This is a genomic window from Citrobacter sp. wls714, assembly GCF_005281025.1.
Classification (GTDB): domain Bacteria; phylum Pseudomonadota; class Gammaproteobacteria; order Enterobacterales; family Enterobacteriaceae; genus Citrobacter; species Citrobacter werkmanii.
The window spans coordinates 127,229-148,544 of sequence record NZ_SZWZ01000002.1 but is presented as its reverse complement, the minus strand read 5'-3'; the positions used below and the strand labels follow the sequence as shown (position 1 = coordinate 148,544).

Annotated in this window: 31 protein-coding genes; all 31 read right to left on the bottom strand. The window is 52.4% G+C overall.

What is annotated here, in order from left to right; genetic code table 11:
- A partial coding sequence (locus FDX11_RS00890; protein ID WP_137397293.1) for a host specificity protein J occupies positions 1-2,852 on the bottom strand: 2,852 nt, incomplete at its 3' end.
- Between the two features lie 54 nt (positions 2,853-2,906).
- Positions 2,907-3,497 (bottom strand): tail assembly protein, encoded by a 591-nt coding sequence (locus FDX11_RS00885; protein WP_137397292.1) that lies wholly within the window; start codon positions 3,495-3,497, stop codon positions 2,907-2,909.
- Positions 3,498-3,555: 58 nt separating this feature from the next.
- Positions 3,556-3,969: a hypothetical protein gene (locus tag FDX11_RS00880; RefSeq protein ID WP_024262609.1), complete on the bottom strand. Its 414-nt coding sequence runs from the start codon at positions 3,967-3,969 to the stop codon at positions 3,556-3,558.
- 29 nt (positions 3,970-3,998) lie between these two features.
- Positions 3,999-4,709, bottom strand: coding sequence for a C40 family peptidase (locus tag FDX11_RS00875; protein ID WP_137397291.1), 711 nt, complete (start codon positions 4,707-4,709; stop codon positions 3,999-4,001).
- A gap of 1 nt (position 4,710) precedes the next feature.
- On the bottom strand, positions 4,711-5,466 hold the full coding sequence (locus tag FDX11_RS00870) for a phage minor tail protein L (protein WP_137397290.1): 756 nt from the start codon (positions 5,464-5,466) through the stop codon (positions 4,711-4,713).
- Positions 5,463-5,801 (bottom strand): phage tail protein, encoded by a 339-nt coding sequence (locus tag FDX11_RS00865; RefSeq protein ID WP_104651402.1) that lies wholly within the window; start codon positions 5,799-5,801, stop codon positions 5,463-5,465. The genes FDX11_RS00870 and FDX11_RS00865 overlap by 4 nt, the downstream gene beginning before the upstream one ends.
- Positions 5,801-8,221 (bottom strand): phage tail tape measure protein, encoded by a 2,421-nt coding sequence (locus tag FDX11_RS00860; protein ID WP_137397289.1) that lies wholly within the window; start codon positions 8,219-8,221, stop codon positions 5,801-5,803. Before FDX11_RS00860 ends, FDX11_RS00865 begins: the two co-directional genes overlap by 1 nt.
- A gap of 195 nt (positions 8,222-8,416) precedes the next feature.
- A complete protein-coding gene (locus FDX11_RS00855; RefSeq protein WP_137397288.1) occupies positions 8,417-8,902 on the bottom strand; it encodes a phage tail assembly chaperone family protein, TAC in 486 nt (161 codons plus the stop codon).
- 38 nt (positions 8,903-8,940) lie between these two features.
- Positions 8,941-9,441, bottom strand: a complete 501-nt coding sequence (locus FDX11_RS00850; RefSeq protein ID WP_137370995.1) for a phage tail tube protein — start codon at positions 9,439-9,441, stop codon at positions 8,941-8,943.
- A gap of 50 nt (positions 9,442-9,491) precedes the next feature.
- A complete protein-coding gene (locus FDX11_RS00845) occupies positions 9,492-9,857 on the bottom strand; it encodes a DUF3168 domain-containing protein (protein WP_137397287.1) in 366 nt (121 codons plus the stop codon).
- Positions 9,854-10,339 (bottom strand): HK97-gp10 family putative phage morphogenesis protein, encoded by a 486-nt coding sequence (locus tag FDX11_RS00840; RefSeq protein WP_137349862.1) that lies wholly within the window; start codon positions 10,337-10,339, stop codon positions 9,854-9,856. The genes FDX11_RS00845 and FDX11_RS00840 overlap by 4 nt, the downstream gene beginning before the upstream one ends.
- Positions 10,332-10,664, bottom strand: coding sequence for a phage head closure protein (locus tag FDX11_RS00835; RefSeq protein WP_137370993.1), 333 nt, complete (start codon positions 10,662-10,664; stop codon positions 10,332-10,334). Before FDX11_RS00835 ends, FDX11_RS00840 begins: the two co-directional genes overlap by 8 nt.
- A gap of 2 nt (positions 10,665-10,666) precedes the next feature.
- On the bottom strand, positions 10,667-10,852 hold the full coding sequence (locus tag FDX11_RS25050; RefSeq protein WP_157921312.1) for a hypothetical protein: 186 nt from the start codon (positions 10,850-10,852) through the stop codon (positions 10,667-10,669).
- A 60-nt stretch (positions 10,853-10,912) separates the two neighbouring features.
- Positions 10,913-11,218 carry a head-tail connector protein gene (locus FDX11_RS00830; RefSeq protein ID WP_249360706.1) on the bottom strand — a complete coding sequence of 102 codons (306 nt, stop codon included), beginning with the start codon at positions 11,216-11,218 and terminating at the stop codon, positions 10,913-10,915.
- Positions 11,187-11,429: a hypothetical protein gene (locus FDX11_RS00825; protein WP_137370991.1), complete on the bottom strand. Its 243-nt coding sequence runs from the start codon at positions 11,427-11,429 to the stop codon at positions 11,187-11,189. The genes FDX11_RS00830 and FDX11_RS00825 overlap by 32 nt, the downstream gene beginning before the upstream one ends.
- 36 nt (positions 11,430-11,465) lie before the next feature.
- Entirely contained in the window at positions 11,466-12,629 is a 1,164-nt protein-coding gene (locus FDX11_RS00820; RefSeq protein WP_097475624.1) for a phage major capsid protein, read from the bottom strand.
- A gap of 11 nt (positions 12,630-12,640) precedes the next feature.
- On the bottom strand, positions 12,641-13,309 hold the full coding sequence (locus FDX11_RS00815; protein ID WP_234625718.1) for an HK97 family phage prohead protease: 669 nt from the start codon (positions 13,307-13,309) through the stop codon (positions 12,641-12,643).
- A gap of 17 nt (positions 13,310-13,326) precedes the next feature.
- Positions 13,327-14,604, bottom strand: coding sequence for a phage portal protein (locus FDX11_RS00810; RefSeq protein ID WP_137397286.1), 1,278 nt, complete (start codon positions 14,602-14,604; stop codon positions 13,327-13,329).
- 2 nt (positions 14,605-14,606) lie between these two features.
- Positions 14,607-16,139 carry a terminase large subunit gene (locus FDX11_RS00805; protein WP_137397285.1) on the bottom strand — a complete coding sequence of 511 codons (1,533 nt, stop codon included), beginning with the start codon at positions 16,137-16,139 and terminating at the stop codon, positions 14,607-14,609.
- Between the two features lie 9 nt (positions 16,140-16,148).
- Positions 16,149-16,583: a hypothetical protein gene (locus tag FDX11_RS00800; protein WP_097475620.1), complete on the bottom strand. Its 435-nt coding sequence runs from the start codon at positions 16,581-16,583 to the stop codon at positions 16,149-16,151.
- A 120-nt stretch (positions 16,584-16,703) separates the two neighbouring features.
- Positions 16,704-16,913, bottom strand: a complete 210-nt coding sequence (locus tag FDX11_RS00795; RefSeq protein ID WP_137370987.1) for a serine acetyltransferase — start codon at positions 16,911-16,913, stop codon at positions 16,704-16,706.
- 12 nt (positions 16,914-16,925) lie between these two features.
- Positions 16,926-17,216: an HNH endonuclease gene (locus tag FDX11_RS00790; protein WP_137370986.1), complete on the bottom strand. Its 291-nt coding sequence runs from the start codon at positions 17,214-17,216 to the stop codon at positions 16,926-16,928.
- A gap of 146 nt (positions 17,217-17,362) precedes the next feature.
- Complete coding sequence (locus tag FDX11_RS00785; RefSeq protein ID WP_137397284.1) at positions 17,363-17,572, bottom strand: hypothetical protein; 210 nt, start codon at positions 17,570-17,572, stop codon at positions 17,363-17,365.
- A gap of 59 nt (positions 17,573-17,631) precedes the next feature.
- Positions 17,632-17,880, bottom strand: coding sequence for a hypothetical protein (locus tag FDX11_RS00780; RefSeq protein WP_249360705.1), 249 nt, complete (start codon positions 17,878-17,880; stop codon positions 17,632-17,634).
- Positions 17,881-17,933: 53 nt separating this feature from the next.
- A complete protein-coding gene (locus FDX11_RS00775) occupies positions 17,934-18,383 on the bottom strand; it encodes a hypothetical protein (RefSeq protein ID WP_137397283.1) in 450 nt (149 codons plus the stop codon).
- Positions 18,380-18,910, bottom strand: coding sequence for a DUF2514 domain-containing protein (locus tag FDX11_RS00770; protein WP_137397282.1), 531 nt, complete (start codon positions 18,908-18,910; stop codon positions 18,380-18,382). The genes FDX11_RS00775 and FDX11_RS00770 overlap by 4 nt, the downstream gene beginning before the upstream one ends.
- A gap of 2 nt (positions 18,911-18,912) precedes the next feature.
- Complete coding sequence (locus FDX11_RS00765) at positions 18,913-19,332, bottom strand: structural protein (RefSeq protein ID WP_057064503.1); 420 nt, start codon at positions 19,330-19,332, stop codon at positions 18,913-18,915.
- Positions 19,319-19,648, bottom strand: coding sequence for a phage holin, lambda family (locus FDX11_RS00760; RefSeq protein ID WP_099530457.1), 330 nt, complete (start codon positions 19,646-19,648; stop codon positions 19,319-19,321). Before FDX11_RS00760 ends, FDX11_RS00765 begins: the two co-directional genes overlap by 14 nt.
- Positions 19,649-19,822: 174 nt before the next feature.
- The gene (locus tag FDX11_RS00755; RefSeq protein WP_137397281.1) at positions 19,823-20,017 is read right to left on the bottom strand and encodes a hypothetical protein; all 195 of its coding nucleotides are present in this window, start codon (positions 20,015-20,017) and stop codon (positions 19,823-19,825) included.
- Positions 20,018-20,211: 194 nt separating this feature from the next.
- Positions 20,212-20,994 carry an antitermination protein gene (locus tag FDX11_RS00750; protein ID WP_137397280.1) on the bottom strand — a complete coding sequence of 261 codons (783 nt, stop codon included), beginning with the start codon at positions 20,992-20,994 and terminating at the stop codon, positions 20,212-20,214.
- The gene (locus FDX11_RS00745; protein ID WP_071701013.1) at positions 20,991-21,314 is read right to left on the bottom strand and encodes a hypothetical protein; all 324 of its coding nucleotides are present in this window, start codon (positions 21,312-21,314) and stop codon (positions 20,991-20,993) included. The genes FDX11_RS00750 and FDX11_RS00745 overlap by 4 nt, the downstream gene beginning before the upstream one ends.
- Between the last annotated feature and the right edge of the window lie 2 nt (positions 21,315-21,316).

Sequence of the window (21,316 nt, the reverse complement as noted above, 5' to 3'; positions counted from 1 at the left end):
ACTACCGGCTTACCCGCTTCGGCCAGCACCGCAATGGACATTCCGGCGTTATACATCACACCGTTAATCCGGACCCCAGTTTTGAGGGTGTAAATCGCAGAGGCTCCGGTAGCATCAACCACGGCAGTAAGCTTGTCCTCCAGTGCGGCAGTTACATTATTGAACTGCGCTTGCACCTGCGTCGACATTTCAGCCATGGCCTTATCGACCTGTGCAATGGTCGTTTTAACCACCAGAATATCCGCGCGCACCTCGCCGTACTGCGCCCACTGGTGCTCTACGGTTCCATGGTTGGCCAGCGCGTTCTGCAATGCAGCTTCGAGATTGGTATCAATGTCGCTTGTCAGGCGATCACCGTCGGCAGACGTCAGGAAATCATCAGCAATATCGCCCAGGTAGTCGTCAGCATTCGCGTTGGATTCACCACGAACCCAGTTGGTCCAACCGGATTCATTACCCGTTCTGTCTACCAGCTGCGCGCGGTACCAGAATTCCTGCCCCGCCTTCAGCCCCAGTTGGGTGTATTCGGCAGACGGATAAGGCACATCCGACAGCAAAAGAGGATTAGAGAAATCACTGTTCGCGGTGTACTGAATTTCCGTTTTCAGTGTGTCCCCGGTGTTAGCCGGAAATCCCCAGCTCAGACGAATCCCCCAGTTGATCGGCGTTGTCGCAAAGCCGACAGGTTTCGGTGGATTTCCCACCTTGCCCGTCAGCGTTTTCTCTTCGGAATAGCCCCAGCCAGAGGAAATTTCAGCGGCATTAATGGCACGCACACGCACGAGGTAGCGCCCTGCGTAAATGCCCGGAACATCGAATGACGTGGTGGAGCTGCGCGGCACGTTTACCCAGTTACCATCATTACGGCGCCACTGTGCCTCATAGGCTATAGCGTTCTGCGCCTGGTCCCAGCTCACCCGCATGGTTTCGACGCTGATATTCTGCTGAACCACTGAAAACGAACTGATCACGATGTTGGCTGGCGGCGACTGATTACCCGGCGGGATCACACTCACCGGCCGCTGGTCAATGATGGCTCCGGTATCAATACGGGCATATTTATCCGGATCGTGGGAAGCGCCGGTGATTGAGAAAGTGCCATCCCCGTTGTCGGAGACGCTGACAACACGATACTGCTGCGCGTAGAGCTCGTCCGATTCAACCACCCAAACAGCTTCGGCCTGAGGCGTCTCACTGTATGCCGTGGTGACCGTGACTGATTCACCGTTCACGGCCTGAATGGTCCTGCTCTGCGACGCACCGGAGGGAAGGTTGAGAATAAGGCGATCACCTGCTGCTGCATCTGCTACGCGGTCAAGTTTGATAACGCGACCGTTAACGGCGCTGATGCGTCCGCCCATAACCTTTCCGGAAAGCAGCTCGTCTGCCACGGCGATGATGTAGCCCGGCTGCGGAATGTTTCCGTCCAGCCCGACATCAAACGAAACAACGCGATCCTTGTTGTTGGTGAGAATACCCCAGCGCCCCTTTCGGTTCGCCTCTGACTGTCTGGTGCAGCCGATGGCTGTCATTTCCAGCTGATTGAAGCCGTACCGCGCCACCAGCGCCTGCTCAAATACCGGCTCCATCGCGTCGGCATAAGCGTTCCCAGGGTCTGACCATGAAACCAGCGCTGTGGTGTAGCGGCTTTTCGTGGTGCTGCTCGAATAGGTGAAGCGACCGCCAATAACGTTAGCGCGCGTGTAGCTGTAATCCACATCTCTCGGCATATCGGCAAGCGCAACAATCTGATCCCCGCCCCAGTAGGTCATGCCACGGAAGATAGCGGCAAAATCACGCAGGACTGTGTAGGCGTCGTTCCGGTCCTGAATGTACACGTTGCAGGTATAACGTGGTTCGGTCCCGTTGCCACCTTTGCCGTCTGGTACCATCTGATCGCAATACTGGGCCACCTGGTACAGCGTCCACTTATCGATGTTCGCCGCAGTGAGTCGGTGGCCCAGACCAAAGCGGTCAGAAACAACCAGATCGTAAAAAATCCACGCTGGGTTATCCGTCCATGCCCACTTAAACGCACCGGTCCATGTACCGCTATAAGTGCGGGTTTCAGGGTTGTAGTTATCTGGAACGCGGATCACGCGCATTTTGGGTTCGCAGGAGATCTGCGGGATAGAGCCGTTAAACTGGCTTGAATCGAATTCGATGTAGAGTAACGCTGTGTTTGTATATCGTAACTTGGCGTCAATAACCTCAGTGAAGCTCTGCAGCGTCATCGTGTCGCCGATCTTCGCGCTGTTGGCGTCAGCGGTAATCTTACGCAGGCGTATTGTCCAAGTGTTTCCAGCCTGCGGTAAATCGATACGGTGGCTGCGCTCATAACCAGACGTCGTTTTTCCGGTCACGCTGGTATTGAGTACCGTCTGCCATATCCCTCCGTCCGTCTGCAGGTCAATCGCATAATTAACCGAGTAACCGACCAGATCACCGTCGTCCTCTTGTTTGAAAAGCGATGGCCATTTCAGGCGCAGGCGAACTGCTGAAAGCTGCGTATTGGTAAACATGCGCGTCCAGGCTGTAGCGCTTGATACCTCAGTTCCCACGCTGATTTCGTTTTCGGTACCGGGAATACCCTGAATATATTTTTGCGCCTGCGTTCCCGCGCGAAACTCCCACGTTACGCCGCTGAAGTTTTGGGAGCCGTCAGCATTCTCCAGTGCCGTTCCGTCCAGGTAGATATCTTTGCCGGTTAGCTGCCCTGCAAACTCCCCTTCACCAAGCGCAACGAGGATTTTTGCCTTCGCTACAGATTGCAGATCATCAGGCTGTTCGGTAGGGGTTCGGGAACTTGAGCTGCCGCCCTTGCGGCCCTTTAACACTTTTTCTGTAGCCATATTGCGCCCATAAAAAAAGCCACCAGAAGGTGGCCAGAAAAAAAGGTTAGTTATCTACTGCTGATCTTCGACATAAATTCCGGCAGAAATAATTGCCCCGCCGATTCGACGCTTACCATATCCCAGAGGGACGGGATAACCCTGCGCTGCTGTGTTGGTTACTCCACCGAATGCGTAGGATGCACGGTTATCAGCACTTTGTTTGCTGGCTAATCCGGTTGGTTGAGGAGATAACATCTGGACGACGCCACCCGCCATCATAGCTCCACCAGCCATCATTACATTTACACCCCAAGCCTGGGCAAAACCAAATGTAGCAATGGCACCTACTGCAACAATAACAGCACCCAATATTGTCTGAAGTAAACCAGCCTTTTTGCTTCCGATGATAACCGGTACAATCCTGACCACTTCACCAGTTACCGGAAAACCTAGGTCATCAACTCCTATGTTTTTCTTTCCTTTAAAAATGGCAAAGGTTAGTCCGCGGCGCTTGCTGTTTACCATATAACTTTCAAACCCGGTGATTGTTTTTGCGAGTGCTACACCTGCTTCAGAAACTTTACTGATAAGTCGCCAATGAGTTTTACCAAATATTTTACCGGGTTCGCCGCCGAGCTCAATTCGAGTCATTACTTCAGACATATAAACCTCTTAATAATAAAAAACCCCGCCTGAGCGAGGTTATATATAATTGCTGCATTCAAAATGCTGTAGGGTAGATACCAAAATCACCGTTGGTTCCGTAACCAACTCTAAACATCAATACTCCAGTATCTGTCACCTTACCCGACTGTTCGCTCATGCCTCCGCCACACATACCTTTGGGCCAAGCGCTAAAGATATGATCTCCAATTTTGGGATAGACCGTTACCTTTTGAGCTGTGTCTAAGTCTGCGACCTCCTTGCCATCAACATAAACTCGGGTCATGCAGGCGCTGCCCATAAAACCAGAGTCTCGTTTGATTATTACCTTGCCAGTCCCTTCTTTTTTAACTAGCAGTGTATTGCTGATAACCTGTTTTGCAGGAACATCCTGTGCTTGTTCATTTGTCACCGGCTTAGTTGCACAACCGGCAACCATTAAGATGGAGGTAAAAACTAAAATTCTTTTCATATCCCTATCCCCTTTGGTTTTACAAAAGGTTAGCACAGAGATTTGTAACGTAGAACCTTCATCGTCCTTTCCTGCCAGTAGCCACCATACGGCACGCGCTGGCTTAGGTGTCCGTACAGGTGATGCAGCAGCATATTGCCCTCCAGCAAAATTCCCGCGTGGTTCCACTTTTCAGCCTGGACCTGCATGATCACCATATCGCCTGGTTTCGGTGGCCCGTCGAATTCACGGAATCCGCACTCATACCAGCAATCCTGATAGAAGTTGTCCGGATAGTCGTTTTCCCACCAGGGATAATCCACACGATAATCGTGCAATTCAATGCCGTGAGTTTGCCGGAAATAACTCATAACCAGCCCCCAGCAGTCGAAGTGACCAAGCACAAACGGACGCTCCAGCAGCGGCAGTTCCCCACGCGGCTGGATGGTGCGCAAATCCCCCTCAGGCCAACTCACGATGTGCCAGGGTAAAAGCGTTGCGTCGCATTGCGCTTTATCCAGTTCGCTCGGTTGCGTTGTGGCGTCAGGGTGACTGTGAACGATGGCGATCACCGTTCCCCAGTCCTCAGCAATTGCATAGTCTTCGGGGCAAAGGACAAAATTGTCCTCCGGCACTACGGCAAGATTCCGGCACGGGAAATAGCGTTCAACACGGCTTTTCTGCGCTACCACACCGCAACACTCGCGAGGATATTCAGCTGCAGCATGCGCCATAATCGTATCGATGGTTTTCTGACGCATATCAGCTCCTGATCAAAGATGTGCCCGGGAAGCCACCAAACGAGAGTTCGTTATTTTCGCCGAATCTGAGTTTGCAGGCCGTTAGCGTGCCGTTGCATTCATCCAGCGACGGATCGCTGACCGGGTTGTTGTTTTTGTCGAAATAGCGGGTGCCGGCATAGTCGCAGCCGTCGCCGGTACGATATTTATTCCGGATGCACCAGGTACACAGGGAATGAAGCTGTCGCGTCGGTATCATTAGCCCCTGCAGGTCCATCGGGCTGGACAGCGTGAACTCAACCACCTCGTTAGTTTCGCTACTCTTTGCATCGATGTAGAAAACCTTCAGCTTCTCCTGGGTCGGATCGGCTGTCGGATTGCCTCCGGTGAAGTTTCTCGCATCGAGATACTTACCAAGGGTGTCATGTATCGTCACCTTCGCCTGCAGCATATCGTCGTAAGCCAGGCAAAGAGCGGTGATCGAGCTGTCGAGGTTAGCAACCGAAAGTTTTGGCTGCGCACTACTTCCCGAAGTAGAAGCCTCGATCCCCTCAATCTGGCATGGCCACGCTTTATATTCTTCGCCCTGCCACCAGATTGATTTGGCCGGAAGCTTGTTTTCATCACCTCCGGCCGCCGTTATTTCTGCTTCAGTATGTGCGAGGCTGTAGCTGTGGAAACGTAACACCTCACCTGTACCAAATGCAGTGCCATCTACTTCGAAAAGCCTGACCTCATCGCCAGGCTCAAGCTTCTGATAATCTGCGTTAAGACTCATGGTTTATAGGCCTGTTCAAAAGTTGCTGAAAGGTTGAAGAGCCCAGCACCAAGCGGCGACGGAGTGTAAGTATCACAGCGATACAACCCCAGCGGCTCAAGCGGTGGGTGCCACTGAAAAGACTTTGTGCCCTGGTGACGATCGAGGAAGTTTTTAATGGCCCCGATATACGCTTCGGTACCGGTAAACTGTAGATTCCACTTTTGTGAACGCGGATTTAAGCCGTCACCGGCCACCTGTTCATATCCGTCACCAAATTTTGCGGACCGCCGGCGAAACGTTACCTCCTGCTCCGCGTTGATGCGTGGGCACCAGCTGAATGTTTCAAGAGCCATCAGCGGCCTCCTTTTGCAAGGTTCCAGATCGCACCGCCCGGCGCTAAATCTCTCATTATTAGATCCCTGTAACGCCTATCTGTATAAGAACCCACATCTTTCGCGAATTGTTCATAGCCAGATGTCGCTTGAGTGGCCGTATTTCCGTTGCCATCAATGGTGATATATACCTGTGGTGCCCCTCCACTACCTGGCGTGACGCCGCCATTTCCCACGGCGCGGACACCGAGTGAACCATCAGACGCGCGGGTAAGAGGCATAATGGCTTCAGGCCCCGCCTCTCCCATCAGGCCGGCACCTTTTGCAAACGCAAACAACGTCGGTGAACTGACGACAGAGTTACTGTACTGACTGAGATCGGCTGAAGAGTAAACGCCGCCTTTGGCGTTGAGATCGAGATTTGCGGCTGCATTGTTATAAGCGCCGGATGGCGTGGTACCTCCAGTAGATGCGCCAGCAAACAAAGAGCCGATGGAGCTGACCGCGTTCGCGATCATCATATTTACCATCACCTGTTCGATGATTTTCAGAACGCTGATACCCCAGTCTTTCCAGCTCGCTTTATTGCCGTTGAGCATCTCGACAATGTTGCTGCTGATCCCTGAGAGTGCCGTTTTCATGACGTCGGCCGCCTGCATTGCATAGTTCGTGGAATCATCCACCCAGTCGGCAAGTCCGTCCCGGGCGCCGGTTACCCAGTCAGCCTGTAGCGCATCGACTTTCTGGTAGTAATCCTCCTGAACTTCGAGCCTTTCAGACTGCGCATCCTTCAGGGCCTGAGTTTCCCGGTCATAAACCGTCTGGCTTATATCACCGGACTGATACTGCTTTTGCAGGTCACGCTGCTGATCGAGGTAGCTGCGTTCAATACTCAGTCGCTCTCTCAGCCTCTCGCGTTGTTTATTGCCGAGACCAGCCCCCTGCGTGTCCACGCTTAAGTCCGCACGTGCATTATTGTTCTGGGCCTGCAGACCCGCGACGAACGCAGCTACCTTCGCGTTTTCTTCATTAGCTTTTTTGACGGCATTCAGGCGATCAACTTCCTGAGCCAGAGACGCAAGTCGCTTTTTCTGCGTTTCGTTAAGCCCCTGCAGCTTGCCGTCAGCTATATCGAACTGCAGTTTTTGCTGCTCGGTCACCACAGCAGTTTTTTTGCCGGTGGTATCGATCAGTTCAATCTGGCGCATGTAACTGCGCTCAGCGCTTTTAAATGCTGAATCCAGTTTCTGACCAGAGGTATTTTTTTGCGGCTTACCGTTTGTCTCCCCGGCGCCAAGGCTATAATTTGTTTTGACTGGCTCGGGTAGTTTTATTTCCGGAAGCGTGGACTGGGAGTTTTTCAAAAAGGCCAGACGCTTCTGGAGCTCAGCCCTTTCGGCCTGTTTACCTGACACATCCATCCCAATTCTGTTGAAACTCGCCAGCACACCTTTATCATCGAGATCGGCATTCAGGTTCTTGATGCGACGTTCAATTTCGGGAATTGAGGCATTCAAACCTACCGATTTGCCGCCTTTGTACTGGTCTATCAGCTTTCCGGCTTCGGCCCCCACCTTTACCAGCCAGGTGGCCAGGTCTACCACCCCACCAACAAGATCAGTCAGCCCCTGAATAACAGCCGGGTCTTTAAATACATCCCCCATATCTCCAATGGATTTCTGAAGTGCACTCAAATCTACGCTGGCAAGTCCCGTCGCAAGTTCAATTTTGACGCCGTTGACCTGCGTCTCCATATCCTCAAACAGGGCGTTAACTTTAACCAGCTTTTCGATATCTGCGTCATCGGGCGCCACGCCAAATTTTTTCGCAGCATCCATGTACTGACGCAGTTTTTCACTGCCATTGTCCAGAAGCGGCAGCAGCTTCGACAGGTCATTGCCCAGGCTTTCGAGGATGGTGGTCTTCTCGGCGTTGGACTTAACTTTCTCCAGTGCGTCACTTATAGCCAGCAGTTGTTTATCGGGAGATTCTCCGGCCAGTTTCTTAGCCGACAACCCAAGAGAGTCCAGGGCGCCGACTGCCTCACCAGATTTATTAAGAACAGCATCGCCGATTTTATCTCCGACATCTTTAAAGATGTCAGCCATCTGATCCCCGGATACACCTGCTTTTTCTGCAGCATATTGCCAGGCCAACAGAGACTGCGTGGACATGTTGAGTGATTTTGCCCAGCGGTCAGACTCGGTTATCTGGCGTGAAGTGGTTTTGAGCAGGTTATACCCAGCCACCCCGGCTCCGACGGCGGCGGCACCGACGGCTGTTGCAAATCCGGTCATGGCAACTGCAGCAGCAGCGGCATCCTCCTTTACCTGCTTACGCCATTTTTGTGAAGCTCGCTCAGCCTGTGAGAGGCCGGAGATAAAACCGCCCACCTTGGCGATCAGGTCGATCGTCAGCGTGCCCAGTGATTTGGAAGCCATAAACTCTCCGTTGGCGGTGTTAGGTCCAGCTGGCTCTGGCCTCCTCTAACGAGATAGGCTCATTTGCAGCTTTGACTTTGGTGAAGTGCAGTGTGAAATCGGTGGGAGTGAATGGTGGATGCTTGGGGTCTATGTTGACGTTGGCTATCATGCTGGCCACCAGCCCAGCCCCCCACTCAACCCGCATCATCGGGTTCAGGCTTCCATATCTTTCCCGGTATTTTGCCCAGAGCTGGGACTCTTTGAATGAGAGCGACTCACGCGCTTCGGCGATCGTTTTACCTCCGATTCCGTTGAGGACGAGCTCGCACCAGAATTCGTCTTCGGCGCTGAGCTCGAAGTCTTTCCCAGATCGTTAACTTCCTGAATAGCCAACAGTAGCGCAACCGTCAGGCCGCCATCCAGTGCACCACGTTCAGGATCGGCCTCACCAGTAATGTCAGCCGGGGTGAAGATGGGTTTACCCTGTTCATCGCAGATGGATGCGGCGATACGCCCTGCCACACCATCGACCTTACCCCCAAAAGCCAGCACATCGGACGTTGCTGTGTGATAACCCATCGGGCGAACATACACGGTCGCGGTGATTTTTTTATCGCCCTGAGTCCAGGTGATTTCTTTCTCAACCGGGCGACCGGTAAACGCGCCGGACTCCTTGAGTGCATCAAGTGTTAATTTCATTATTAATCCTGATTAATAAGGGCGTTGCCGCCCTGATTTTATGGGGTCACGACTTTTGGCACCCATACAGCAGAGCCGGAGCGCTGGACAGATGCAGAAGTAGAAACAACCGTGTTTGCTGCAAAATCAAACGGGAAGTCGGACACATAGCCTTTGAATACGAACCATGTGCGGCTGTCAGGTAGCACCAGGCCATCGACTGCACCGGATGCACCATCTTCAGCAGCAGTTGGCGATGCGTTTCCGTCTGACCATCCAATCGCGAACGTCAGGTCCTGATCCTCTTCGTCGTCCGAAATGGACAGGTTGTAGAGCATGATGTGGCTGGTATTTTTAGGATCAGCGTTAAGCGTCAGTGATGCTGTGCCAGGCGTTCGAAGACCACGCTTATAGCTGCGATCAAAGCGTTCAGAAAGACAGGTGTCTTCAATCTGGTCAGCCGGATTGCTGCCGGGTGAAAATGCAGTGATACATTCAACTTCGCTCACCGCGCCTTTTACGAGCACAAAGAGCTGCGTACCTTGCGTCAATACAGACATTGTTATCTCCGGTTATAAAAAAACCGGCTCAAGGCCGGTTGGGAAGGTTCTTATCGATTGACTATCCAGTCCACATCGAACGAATAGCGATAGCGTTTTGTTTCGGGGTCTCTTTCCTGTCCGCCCCAGCGCGTGATATGCGCGTGCGGCTCAATGGCATCCCGCAGCGCCGTGGCCACGGCAATCACTTCATCCACTGTGTCGGCATATGCATCCACCTGCAGCGTGAAAAAGTCTGCGTCAGGGCGCTGGGCAAGGTAGTTCTCCGGAGAACCGGTGATGTTCTGCCAGACCACATAGGGATAGACCACGTTGTCGTCCTGCTGGCCGAACGGATACAGGCGCAGTGTGTCACCGCCCAGCAGTGCAACCACCGAAGGGCTTGCGGCGCAGACGATAAAGATCGGCGCAATCACGGAAGCATTCCTTTTTTCGCTGCGCGCCTGATGGCGCGGTCAATAGAATTTTCGTATTCAGAGGCGAAAACGTTTATCACCTCACTAACACTGCTTTCTGCCGCCGGGCGCATAAACGGCTGCGCTCGCACATTTTCGGTACCGAACTCAATTAGTCGCCAGTGTGGTGTCGGCGCATTCTCACCAAGGTCAGGATGTTTTTTGAGGACCGCACCATGAAGAACCCCAATCCGAAATCCCAGATTACCGGTTTTTTTGAAGAGGCGACCGTTCCATCGCATCGCCACGTTGGCAGTAATGCTGCGTCCGGTTAATGGGTCATCAATCCTGGAAGCATTCGTTTTCGCTCTGTCGACAATCACATTTGCCGCCTTACGAAGTGCTGCCCGACCACCACGGCGGCGCAGATCATCGCTGATACTGTCCAGCTTCCCCAGAAGTGAATCGACCCCGGTTATACTAAAATCAATGCCATCAGCCATCGTTAACACCTCGCGAGCAGGGTAGCGTCAGATATTCCCGTCCGCTTTTATCATCTTCCAGTACACCCTGAATGTCGTAAACACGCCCACGGTAAAGAATGCGATGCTTATCCGTGACATCATCACGCCAGCGGATAGTGATCCGCGTTGTTACCTCGCTCTGCCCCGCTTGCGCGGCAACAAAGTCACGGGCTGACAAATCGGCAACGTTAGCCCAAAGCTCAGCCACATCAGCCCATCCACTAACTACTGCACCGGTAACAGGGCTCTGGGTTTTAACAGGCTTCTGAAGCGTGATTCGTTTATTGAGCTTTCCAGCCTGCATCGCTACCCCCTGGGCTTTCCGCTTAGGTAGGTCGGCACCGGGGAATCTAACGTTGTCGTTTCGATGTCATCAGCGAGGGATTGATAGAGTAAAGCGACCAGGGCTTCATTTGACTCCGCCAGGCGGTTCATTGCGTTGGTCTGCGCGGTCATTGCTGCCAGCAGATTTTTTACCTGTTGCTCGTTCATAGGCGATTTTCATCCACTTTTTAAGCCACTCTCGACGGGCGGCGCACCCGGAACATGCCATCAGTGCCACCTCCGGTGCCGTATTAACAGCGCCTCAACACCTAAAGGCATTTCCGTGAGGTTCTGCGCTGCTGCTTCGCGGTTCGCATACCAGTGTGCAATCAGCAAAAGCATTGCTGCCCAGATACCGGGAGTAAACAGGATCTCACGAGGTGGCATTTCCACTTCCTCCGGCGGCGTTAACGATTCCACCAGCGCGCCGTCGCAGAACTGCTCAACATAATCGACGGCCGCTGATGTATAAGCGGTGATTAGCGAATCTTCAGCGTCACTATCAACCCTCAGATGCGTCTTTATCAGCGCCATCTGCTCCGCGCTTATTTCCACCTTTACCCCCGGCTTTGGTTTTTACAGGCTTTTCAGGATCGGAGGTTTTTGCCTTTTCGGGCTCAACCTCTTCGGCGAGGTGCAGTTTCACCAGCGCGTCGCCGATCTCTTTCTTCACCACCCGGCTCTCGCCCTGAGATACCGTACCGAGGTGGTAATGTGAGAACATACGGAGAGCTTTAATTTTCATATCGTAAACGCGGCCATTTCTGACCGCGCCCTGCTGTTATTCGCCGGAAGAAATCGCAATATCGCCAGTGACGATAGCTGCGGGACGGTAGTGCGCCAGCGCCAGACGCTCTTCGCACAGAATGGTCAGCATGTTTTTAACGAAGTTATCGCGATCCTGGTTACTGATCTCGATAGTGGCATCCATGCGGTCCCACACCTGAGACGCCAGGCCAAATGCACCAACGGTGAACTTTCCTGCCGTCTGCGCAGTGGTTGATACAACCGGCAGGCCCCAGAGCACTTTCGACGCAAACGCCTGAGGGCCGCCGAGGATGTAATTGCCATTGGCGTCCTTCAGCAATGCGATGCGATGCCAGTCAGCCGGGTTGAGAATGATGCCGTCGGCTTCGAACTCACTTAGCGACACCTGGTAGATGGCATGCGCCAGAACATCAGCACCAGTATCCCCGGTCGCGTTAAGTGCGGTTTCGTATTCGTTCGCCACCACGTTCAACCCCTGGAGATTGTCGCCGGTGCCATCACCGTTAAGCATCTGATTCTCTTCCACCAGCGCGAGACCGTACATCATGCGGGAATTGATATAGGACTGCAGCGCCGGGGCGTCATCCATAATCTGGCGTGATGCCTGGATCCAGTGGGCAATGGTTTTCACATTCGCCGTTTCTTTGGTGAACGTGATATTACTCTCTGGTTTGAGGGTGCCTTCAGCAACCGGTGCGGCGGCGTTGGTAAACACATTTTCACGCACATATTCCAGCGCGTTACTGGTGATGCGCCCTTGTGCCAGCAGGTCACGAACGGTCAGGCGACGCAGGCCCGGCATCAGAATACCAGGTACCTGCTGGGGCTGTACAAGCACACCGGCGGATGCAGCGCCAGAACCGATCGCCTTATCGAAACTGGTGACTTTCGCTTTGGTACGGGAGCCGTCCCAGCCTTTCATCAGGTCTTCAGAAACGCGCTCCGCAAAGGACTTCTGGGTGGTCTGGTCAGGCGAGTTTCCCGCCAGCTTCTGTTCCAGATCGAACAGGCGGGAGCCGGTGGTTTTCAGCTCTTCCTGCGCTTTGGTCAGGTCGGTCTGCAGCTGTTTGTTGATTTCACCGTTCTGGCTGATGGATTTACGCTGCTCTTCGATGAGTTCTTTCACTTCTTTCTGTGAATTCTCAATCGCTTTTTCGAGGGTTGCTAATTCAGACATGTGGTACTCCGTTATGCATTCCGCAGATTAGCGGCAAATGAAGTTATGCGCTGTGCCAGCGCGTCAATGTCGCCGCTACCGGACTCGCTCCGGCCTGCGGACTTCACGCGGGCAATAAATGCCTGCGCTTCTGCGCGCGTTAAACCGACTGAATCCCTCAGCCAGGCCTCCGCGTCACGAATGGTTTTGATACTGTCGATGCACTTCATGGCGGTGATACCCGCCAGCTCGTTGGCCGGGAAAGTGCAGACACTGATTTCCCGCAGGTACGAAATATTTTTGAAGATGAGGCCGGACGAACCAACGGTGTAATCATCAGGGCCGACAGAGAATCCCACTGACATCCCATCAACGGTGCCATGTTTCATCGCCGCTTTCAGGTCTTCAGAGAGGCTTAGTCCTGGAGTGAGTTGCCCACGGACAAACAAACCTTTTTCATCCTCATGCATGGAATCCCATTTGCCGACCGGGATAGCGCGCGTCTGATGGTTAAAGAACATCGCCACCTTACGGCTCTGACCGGAAATAACACCGCTGAATGCGCCGGGAAGGATAATATCGCCGTCAGAATCAGTATTATTAAAAACGGAGGCGTACCCCTCAAAGATGCCGCTTTCACCGTCGCCGGTGAACTTAATTTCGGTCTGGTCAAAAGCCAGTGTTTTGTGAATGTCAGGCATCATGGCCCCCATAAAAATTAAGTCCCTTCATTGAGGGACTTATTGTTTGTTCCAAGGTCGGTAATGGGTACGTTCTGCGACTGGCGGGTGGCAACGTCCCCCCCTGGCAGAGGCGGCAGGTTGTCCAGTCGCCGCACTTCGTTAACGGTTCGGATCCCGGTGTTAACCATGATCTGCATAAACGATGCCCGGCTTGTTGAATCACCGCGCAGCAGCCCATCGAGGTTATGCTCAGCGTGAATAGTGCCCTGTTCGGACTCTTTAACCAGCCAGCGTTCAATGCTGTACTCCCACCGATCGAGATAGGGCTTGAGGGTGTACTGGAGAAAGCCCAGGTTTTGCTGCTCAATCCCCGAGCCCCACGATGTTGTTTTTTCCACATCACCGACCAGGTGCGGCGGCACACCATAGAACCGCGCCAGCTCGGCAACCTGAAACTTTCGCGCGGCCAGAATTTCCGAGTCCTGAGGAGAGACACCAATGGCTTGAGTCGTAAAACCGCTCTCCAGGATCCAGAGGCGCTTTTTAACCGGGCCGCCAGCAATCTCCTTGAAGTTTTCCTCCAGCTGTCCACGCTGCTCTTTGGTAAGCACCTTGCCATCGGTCATCAGGATCTGAGGAGACTTCGCGCCGTTTGCGAAAAACTCACGCTGATTGTCTTCCATGGCAATGGCGACACCTGCAGACTTCGCGCTGAACGCCAGCGGAGACAGGCCGGTCAGTCCGTTGAAGCCAAATCCCTTAAGATGGAAAATTTCTTTCTGTGAAAAGTTGGCGTATTCCGTGTCACGGCGATAGCGGTAGATAATGGTTTTGCCGTTTTCACTGAGCCGCACTTCCATATTGGCGCTCATCAGCGGAACCATGCTGATAACGTCGCCGACGCTGTTTCGCTCCACATGCGCGTAGGCGTTTCCATAAGCACAAAGCTGCATGGTCATGGCCTCACGAAACTCCAGCGCGGTCATGAAATTGTTGGGACGGAAGCGCAGTAACCTCGCGAGAGGGTGTGTGCCAGGTACCTTGCTTCTCTGATTGTCTTTGGTCTGGTAGACATCAAGGGGTAATGATGCGGTCACGGTAGAGATAAGCCTGATGCATGCCCACACAGTGCTGATTTGCATATTTCGCTCGTCAGTCACTACGGAGTCGCCAACTACACCGTGCGCGGACGTTCCTGCCATCTGCGAGCCCTTGTCAGGCGTCACAAGGCGGCCCCCTGTCAGGATGGAGGCCATGCGCGCCCAGAATGGCGATCGCGTTCGCAGGTCAATGCTGTAATCGGTATCTGCCATTTTTACACGCTCAAGAAGTTATAAATGAAATCATTGACGTCGCCTGGATCCTCCACCTCATCACTCGTCTGGGCGCCGATTGACATCGCCAGAGCAACCATTCCATCGATACGCCCGCTTGATTTACCTTTCACAAACTTTCGGTTTCCGGCGGGATCAGAAATAACCGTGGCGTTTTTGGCGCACATTTCGAGGATCGGATGGTTGCCATGTTTAAGCTGCGCTCCGAGTAGCTTGGCTTCCAGCTCCCTCAGCGCAGGTGACATGGAGACAAAGCCCTGTCCGAATTCCACGAACCGCTCGAGCTCAGTTTCCGTGAATCCTGCGTCTATTAGATGTGGGCGAAGGAAACGCATGTTGTAACGGTCGAACGCCAGCGCCCTGACATTGCAAATGTCGAAAACGCGCCGCAGTTCGCGCGCAATAAATGCATATTCAATGGCCTTTCCGGGTGTCGTATTGAGAAAACCCTGCCTGGCCCAGATGTCATAAGGCACTCGATCGTTACGCGCCTTGTCCGCCAGCCCCTCTTCAGGTAGCCAGAACTTACAGTGCACATCACCCTGGGTTGTGTTGAGTACCAGTGCGGTAAGGTCCGAGACACTGGAAAGGTCCAGCCCGCCCCAGACGGTAGCCCCTGCCAGTTCGCCGGGTTCTTCTTTATTCATGTGCCAAACTGTCTGACTGACGAAAGGACTTTTAGCTTCAACCCTGCGATTCAGCACAAGGTTCTCAAACTCAGCCTGTCGTGACGGGAGGCGCTTCGCGCTGGCAGCCATATCCAGCACTTCTTTCTGGTTCATGAACACATCGAAGGCCGGGTTTGCCAGCCGGATGGCTTCGACAGAGAAAGGATCGATATCCTCCGGCGCGGTCTGCAGCCGTACTACCGTTCGCGGATCGGCACCGGTCAGCCCATCATCAATCAGCAGGCTGAGTAGATCGCTCGCATCGGGCGCCTGAGTGCTGATAATCACCGAGATAGGGTTATCCTGAGCAGCAGTCGCAGTTTCCAGTGCTTCATAAAGGGGATCACGGGGCCCACGAACCTGCCCCAGTTCATCATGCGCGACAAATCGAGGCGAGAAACCATAGGCAGTCGTGGCCTCTGCGCTCAGCGCCCGATAATAAGAACCCAGTTCAGGGCAGTGAATTTCTTTTGCTGAATCTTTGATCGCCACGTACTGCATGAGCACTGGATTCATCCGGCACATTTTTGAGGCCAGGTTAAACAGAATGGCCGCCTGGTCACGCGAGCGTGCGGCAGAATACAGCTGCGAGTTCGGCGCCGCCTCCGGCCCCACCAGGTAGAGCAGCATCAGCATGGCGGTCTCTACCGTTTTGGCGTTCTTTCGCCCACGGCTGATAATTGCGCGACGTGTACCATGCTTGTTATCGAAAATAGCCCTAAAATCATCCTTCATGAACTCAGCCATTTTCAGTGGCTGGCCCACGAACTTTCCTTCAGGAATAACAATATTTCTTTCGCACCAGAGAATATTTCTCTCGGCTCTTGTCAGATTTTTTTTTGCCATCAAAGAGCCTTAATCAATTTCCCAGGGTTTTTTCTCCCGAGCCAGATTGTTGTGCGCGCGGCCAACTGTTTTTGGGTCGGCAGTAGCCTGGCGGGTGATCCTTAAACGTGTTGCCAGTGAAGATGCCGAGCGCACTTCACGCTCGCGCATGGCAAGAAGCTTGTCGTACCGCTTAAGTCCGTCCTCGCGCGATAGCCACTCCAGTTCAAACTCTTCAAGCTGAGTGGTGATTATTCTGGCCTGAACAACATGGCGGCAGTACATCTCCATCATGTCTCGATGAGTTTCAGTGAATGAACTGGCTGGATTGTCATTAACGAGCCTTACCCATACATTAATTTCCGGATCGCTCAGATGAATGGACGGCTGCAGCCTGCTTTCAGCCAGTGCCGGCAACGAGACAGCAGACGTCGCAGCCAGAGACTTTCTGCCTCGCTGTGCCATCGGTTTTTCCTTTTTTCTGGACGTTTTTAAAAAAAGAGTTGAGGGCGCGGTCTTTAAGATGTTGCCGCCAGAGTTTTGCCCCTCCCCCCAGGTATCAATGGGTGCAAATGAGAATCCATCTCACTTCTCAATGATGCGCAGGTTTTGAGGGCCGGGACTGGCTGGCGATAATCGCTTGCCGACGCCGAGAGGTATGGTCAGGTTGACCACTGGCAGCGTCTTGCCCGCCTCATGGTTGAGACTGATCGCGGTAACTGACATGAAGCAGATGCCATCAATGCTCAGCTCCAGCAGTTTGCCATCGCGGTATTCAATCTTCAGGTCTTGCATTGCGTTCTCCTGTTACCAGATAACACGGCCTTCATTATCGAACTCGGTGACCGTTCCGCCCTTCTCCATCCTCTGCTTTACCGAGTCGTGGCAGCGCTTGCAAAGCGACTGGAGGTTATCGGGATCATGGAAGAGTGACTCATCTCCCTTGTGCGGGGTGATATGGTCAACGATCGTTGCCGCTATCACCTGATTGCGCCGGAGGTGGAACTCACAAAGGGGTTGCTTCTGAAGCTGGTGATAGCGGAGTCGGTACCAACGCTTGGAATTGTAGAGGCTATGCCAAGGTGAATTGGATGCCATAGTTAATCTCCCTCTGCATTGCTAAATCGCCAATTCCGGCTAACGGCGTGCCCAGGCTCACAGCTGAAAGACTTTCTTTGATGTGCGCGTGCGATGCGCATAGAAAAGCCCCGCATAAGCGAGGCCAGACCGTCAGATGGTGCTACTTACGTGCTGTAGACGAAATCATCACTATCGAGTCGGTGAGAGCCGTAATGGGCTTCATAACCCGCACCGAGTGAAGCTGCTTTTGTTTCAGCAACGTCTTTGGTGGCGTAAACACCGACTAAATGCCAGGGGGCATTACGAACAACACCCCACCCTTTAACCCATCCTTTATTATCAAGATCGGGCTTTAAACCTTCCGCAACAAACATAGTTATCTCCTTTGGGTACCCGGATATCATGCTATTCAATTGCGGAAACAAAACAAATGTTATTCAACAAGCTCTGCGGTAATCGTTAACCATGTCAAATCAGGGCGGTCATGAGTAACGTTAATAGCATCATCACAGGCGTTAACATCATACATTTTCGAGAATGGGTGCGTCGCCTTACCAGATAGTGAGTCTTCAGCCAGCACCCGTCCATTCTGAATTACCTGGAAATTAACTGTCGCGCCTTGAATAATTCCATCACAGTATTCCTCAAGGTGAGCAATCGTAACTTTTAACTTTTTCATCATTTCCCCCATGCATTGCATTATCGCAGGCACTCAGAGAATGCCTGCTGTAATGATTACTTCACCAATGATGCTGCGTACTCAATAAGATAGAGTTTCGGCGCGAGCCATATTTTCAGCCAGGTGGGATTCGTCAGAATGCTCAGTACACTCGCGCCCCAGATAATGATAAAAACCACCAATGGCAAAATTAAAAAGCTCAGATCGCCTTTAGCGTCCCATATCAGCGTTGCTGAATACTTTGGGTTGCCTTTGTCCCACGAGTACCCTTCATTACCAAAGGTTCCGATCTGCACTTTGCGCAACTGTTTTTTGACAAGCCAGATGACCAAAGGAATGCTCATCAATGCCATTACAGTGATAATCACACTGTGGATAAAATTCCACACAAGCAACTGATGAATAACGTCGGGTATTTGCGCCTGGCTGAATGATACTGCTGCATCGATGCCATTGGCGGCTTTCTGCAGCAGATCAATGAGTATTTTATTGGCTTGTTCGTTCATAGTTTGACCTTGCTGTTATTTGACTCTCTCACCGAATCGTAAATGCGTTCACATGTCATTCCAGCCCGGTAGCGTTCGTCAGCGATTCCAGCATAACGTTTAGCTTCTGCTGCAATATCTCCGAGCATGTCGGCGAGCATTCCTGCGGTGGCGTCGGTTGTCTGGCTTCTGACGGTAGCGGCAAGATCTGTGGTGTGCTTTGCGGCGTCCAGGCGGGCGGCAAGCTTTGTTGCTTCGGTGCGCAACTGGCTAACAGTGGCAGACAGGCCAGCAGCAGTGGCAGCAGATTTTTCGGCTTGTGCTTGTGCATCTTTTACAGCCTCATCACGGGCAATAATTCGCCCTTGTTCAATCATGCGGGCGGCGGTTTGCGCGTTCACTTTTTGTGATAATTCCGCGCTATTACGTTCGGCCCACTTCTTTTCCCAGCCCCGATCACTCCAGACACTTCCGGTGATAAACGCACCTACCACCAGCAATATTAGCGCCAGTGGTTTCCAGTATTGTTCCACCAGCGCGATATTCATGATTACCCCGCCAGTTCGAATGCGCGAACAAACGTATCGAATCCGTAAGGCTGGCTACCGTTCTCGTGCTTAATGATTGCCTGTAGCAATTTCATCATGAAACGGCTGTCGCTGGTATCGATGCGCTGGTCGGGGGAAACGCCCGTCGCCTGAGCCACGCTATTGATATACGACTGTGTGTTGTTCTCATTCGGCGGTGCCCAGCGTTTAATAATGCCGCTTACCGTGTTCAGACCGTGTTTACGCTGGTAATTGCGCAGGATGATGATCATCGCCCGGACACCATACTCAGATGTGGTGAACTGGCAAAATGATTTATCTGTACGCTGTGCTTTGGGTACCAGACCCTGCCATTCGTCACCCCAGCGGATATTGCCGGGATTATTGTTGCGGATACCGCGGGAAACATTACTGGTGATCATCGTTCACCCCTGCCCTTTTTTTGAGTGCGCTGATAGCGATTTCACGCAGTTTGTCTACGCCGACGAATCCAATCACACCACCGACGAACGGTGATATCGATACAGGAAGGCCAACCACATCAAGCGCACTGGTGATGCATAAAGAAAGGGCGCCACAAAGGACGCCCTCAAGCCATTTATTTTTTCGTGTTGCTCCGTCATATATCAGACGACCATAGGCAATGAGTCCGGCCATTGACGCCCCCAGAATCTGGGGCCACGCATTTTTGAGTCCGGTCAAAACCGCAGCCCAGAATTCAGGGTTTTTGTCATTCATTTTCATAGCCTCACCTCGCATAGTTAGCGGGTGCTGTTTGTAGTAAGGGTCAGGCTTCACGGGCTGGATTTATCAACAAAGCACGTAGCGGATGATTCCCGTGATCCTGAAATGAAAAAGGCCACCGTGAGGTGACCTATATATGATTGAAATTTTGGATTTAGTAAGGCTTGATCAGACCGGCAATGCCTTCGGCTTACCCATGTGATATGTAACAAGACTGCTTTTGCTGCCATCTTCCCAGACTGTAGAGCTCTCGGTGATCTTCAAAATCACCCAGCCTTTAGAAAGGCCCAAATTGACTTGCTCCACATCATCTACCGTCCGTACTTCCTGGATTTTACTCAACAAGTTTTCATCTGCGCTCATCAACTGACCCTCAGTTAAAAAACACAACATAGCAAACGTGCTGAGTAAAATCCTTGAAGGGGATAAAAAAACCCGCGCCGAGGCGGGTTTGATGTCGTGTAGGCGTAATATCCCACGATGGAAAGCATACAGGACAATTTTATGCAAAGTCAACACTAACGTGCAAAAAAGTGTCGCCATTTGCTCCGATCATATTAATAAGTTGTTGCCTTCTCAAATTCTACCGCCGCACGACGCTCCCCCTGCCGCAGTGTATCCACCAGCATTTCATAGAAGGGTTTCCAGTTGCGTGACCATGAGGATTGATGGAGGTCCGGGAGACGCTTCAGAATGGCACGGTGTACCGTCGCCGAGGAGATAGCAGAAAATCCATTACCAGAGCATCGCTCACAGGTTTTAAACACCGGTGCGCCGCGCTCGCTAGTGGCTTTGCGGTCGAGTACCTCGCCCTTTCCACCGCAACGGCAGCGTGCTTTTATTTCGCCTTTTCCATCGCAAACAATACAGAGCCGTTTCACAAGTTCGCGTTTAATGTCAGTGGCGACAATTTCATCACCATCATGATTGAATAATCCAGGGTACTTAACCACGTCCTCATACTGAGAAATAAGACCACTACCGTTGCAGGTGTGACACATCACGCTGGTGGCCGCAGAACGCGAGTATTCAGAAAAGGCAAATTGCGCCAGCACCTGCATACACCATCCAAGCTCGCTCCCTGCGGCCTTTCTGACATTCTTCGGGGCTGATTCCATTGCATGATGCGCCAGCGCCTGAACCGCCAGTTGTTCATCAGTTTTGCTGATCCCCGCCTTACCAAAGAACGCCGCCAAGCCAAACCGTGCGCGGCTGCTGGTGGTGCCAATAGCAGCCATAACATCAGTGCCGGTGAGACGATCCGGAGAGGTTCCTTTCACGTCGTCGCTGATATGCATCCCCTGAGGGCTGAAATGTTTGAGTGATGCTTCCAGTTTCATGCTTTCCCCTCAACGTCCACATTACCCAAAAAATCAGTATCGCCGCCTAACCTGGCGACCTCATTTTTAAGAATGATATTTTCTAGTATCAGCGCCCCGATCTCGTTGTTAAGGTGCGACACCTTATCCTTCATCGCAAAATAATCATCGGGGTTAATCAGCTCCTGAAGCTGACTTTTGGCAAACATGAACCGTTCAAATAAATCCGTATCAACCCCACCGAAATACTCAATGCCATCGTCTTCTTCTTCCTGCTGGCGAACCTGCGATTTCAGGTGCTGATAGTTTTCAATGGCTTCTTTTAAAATTTCGTTTGTCATGC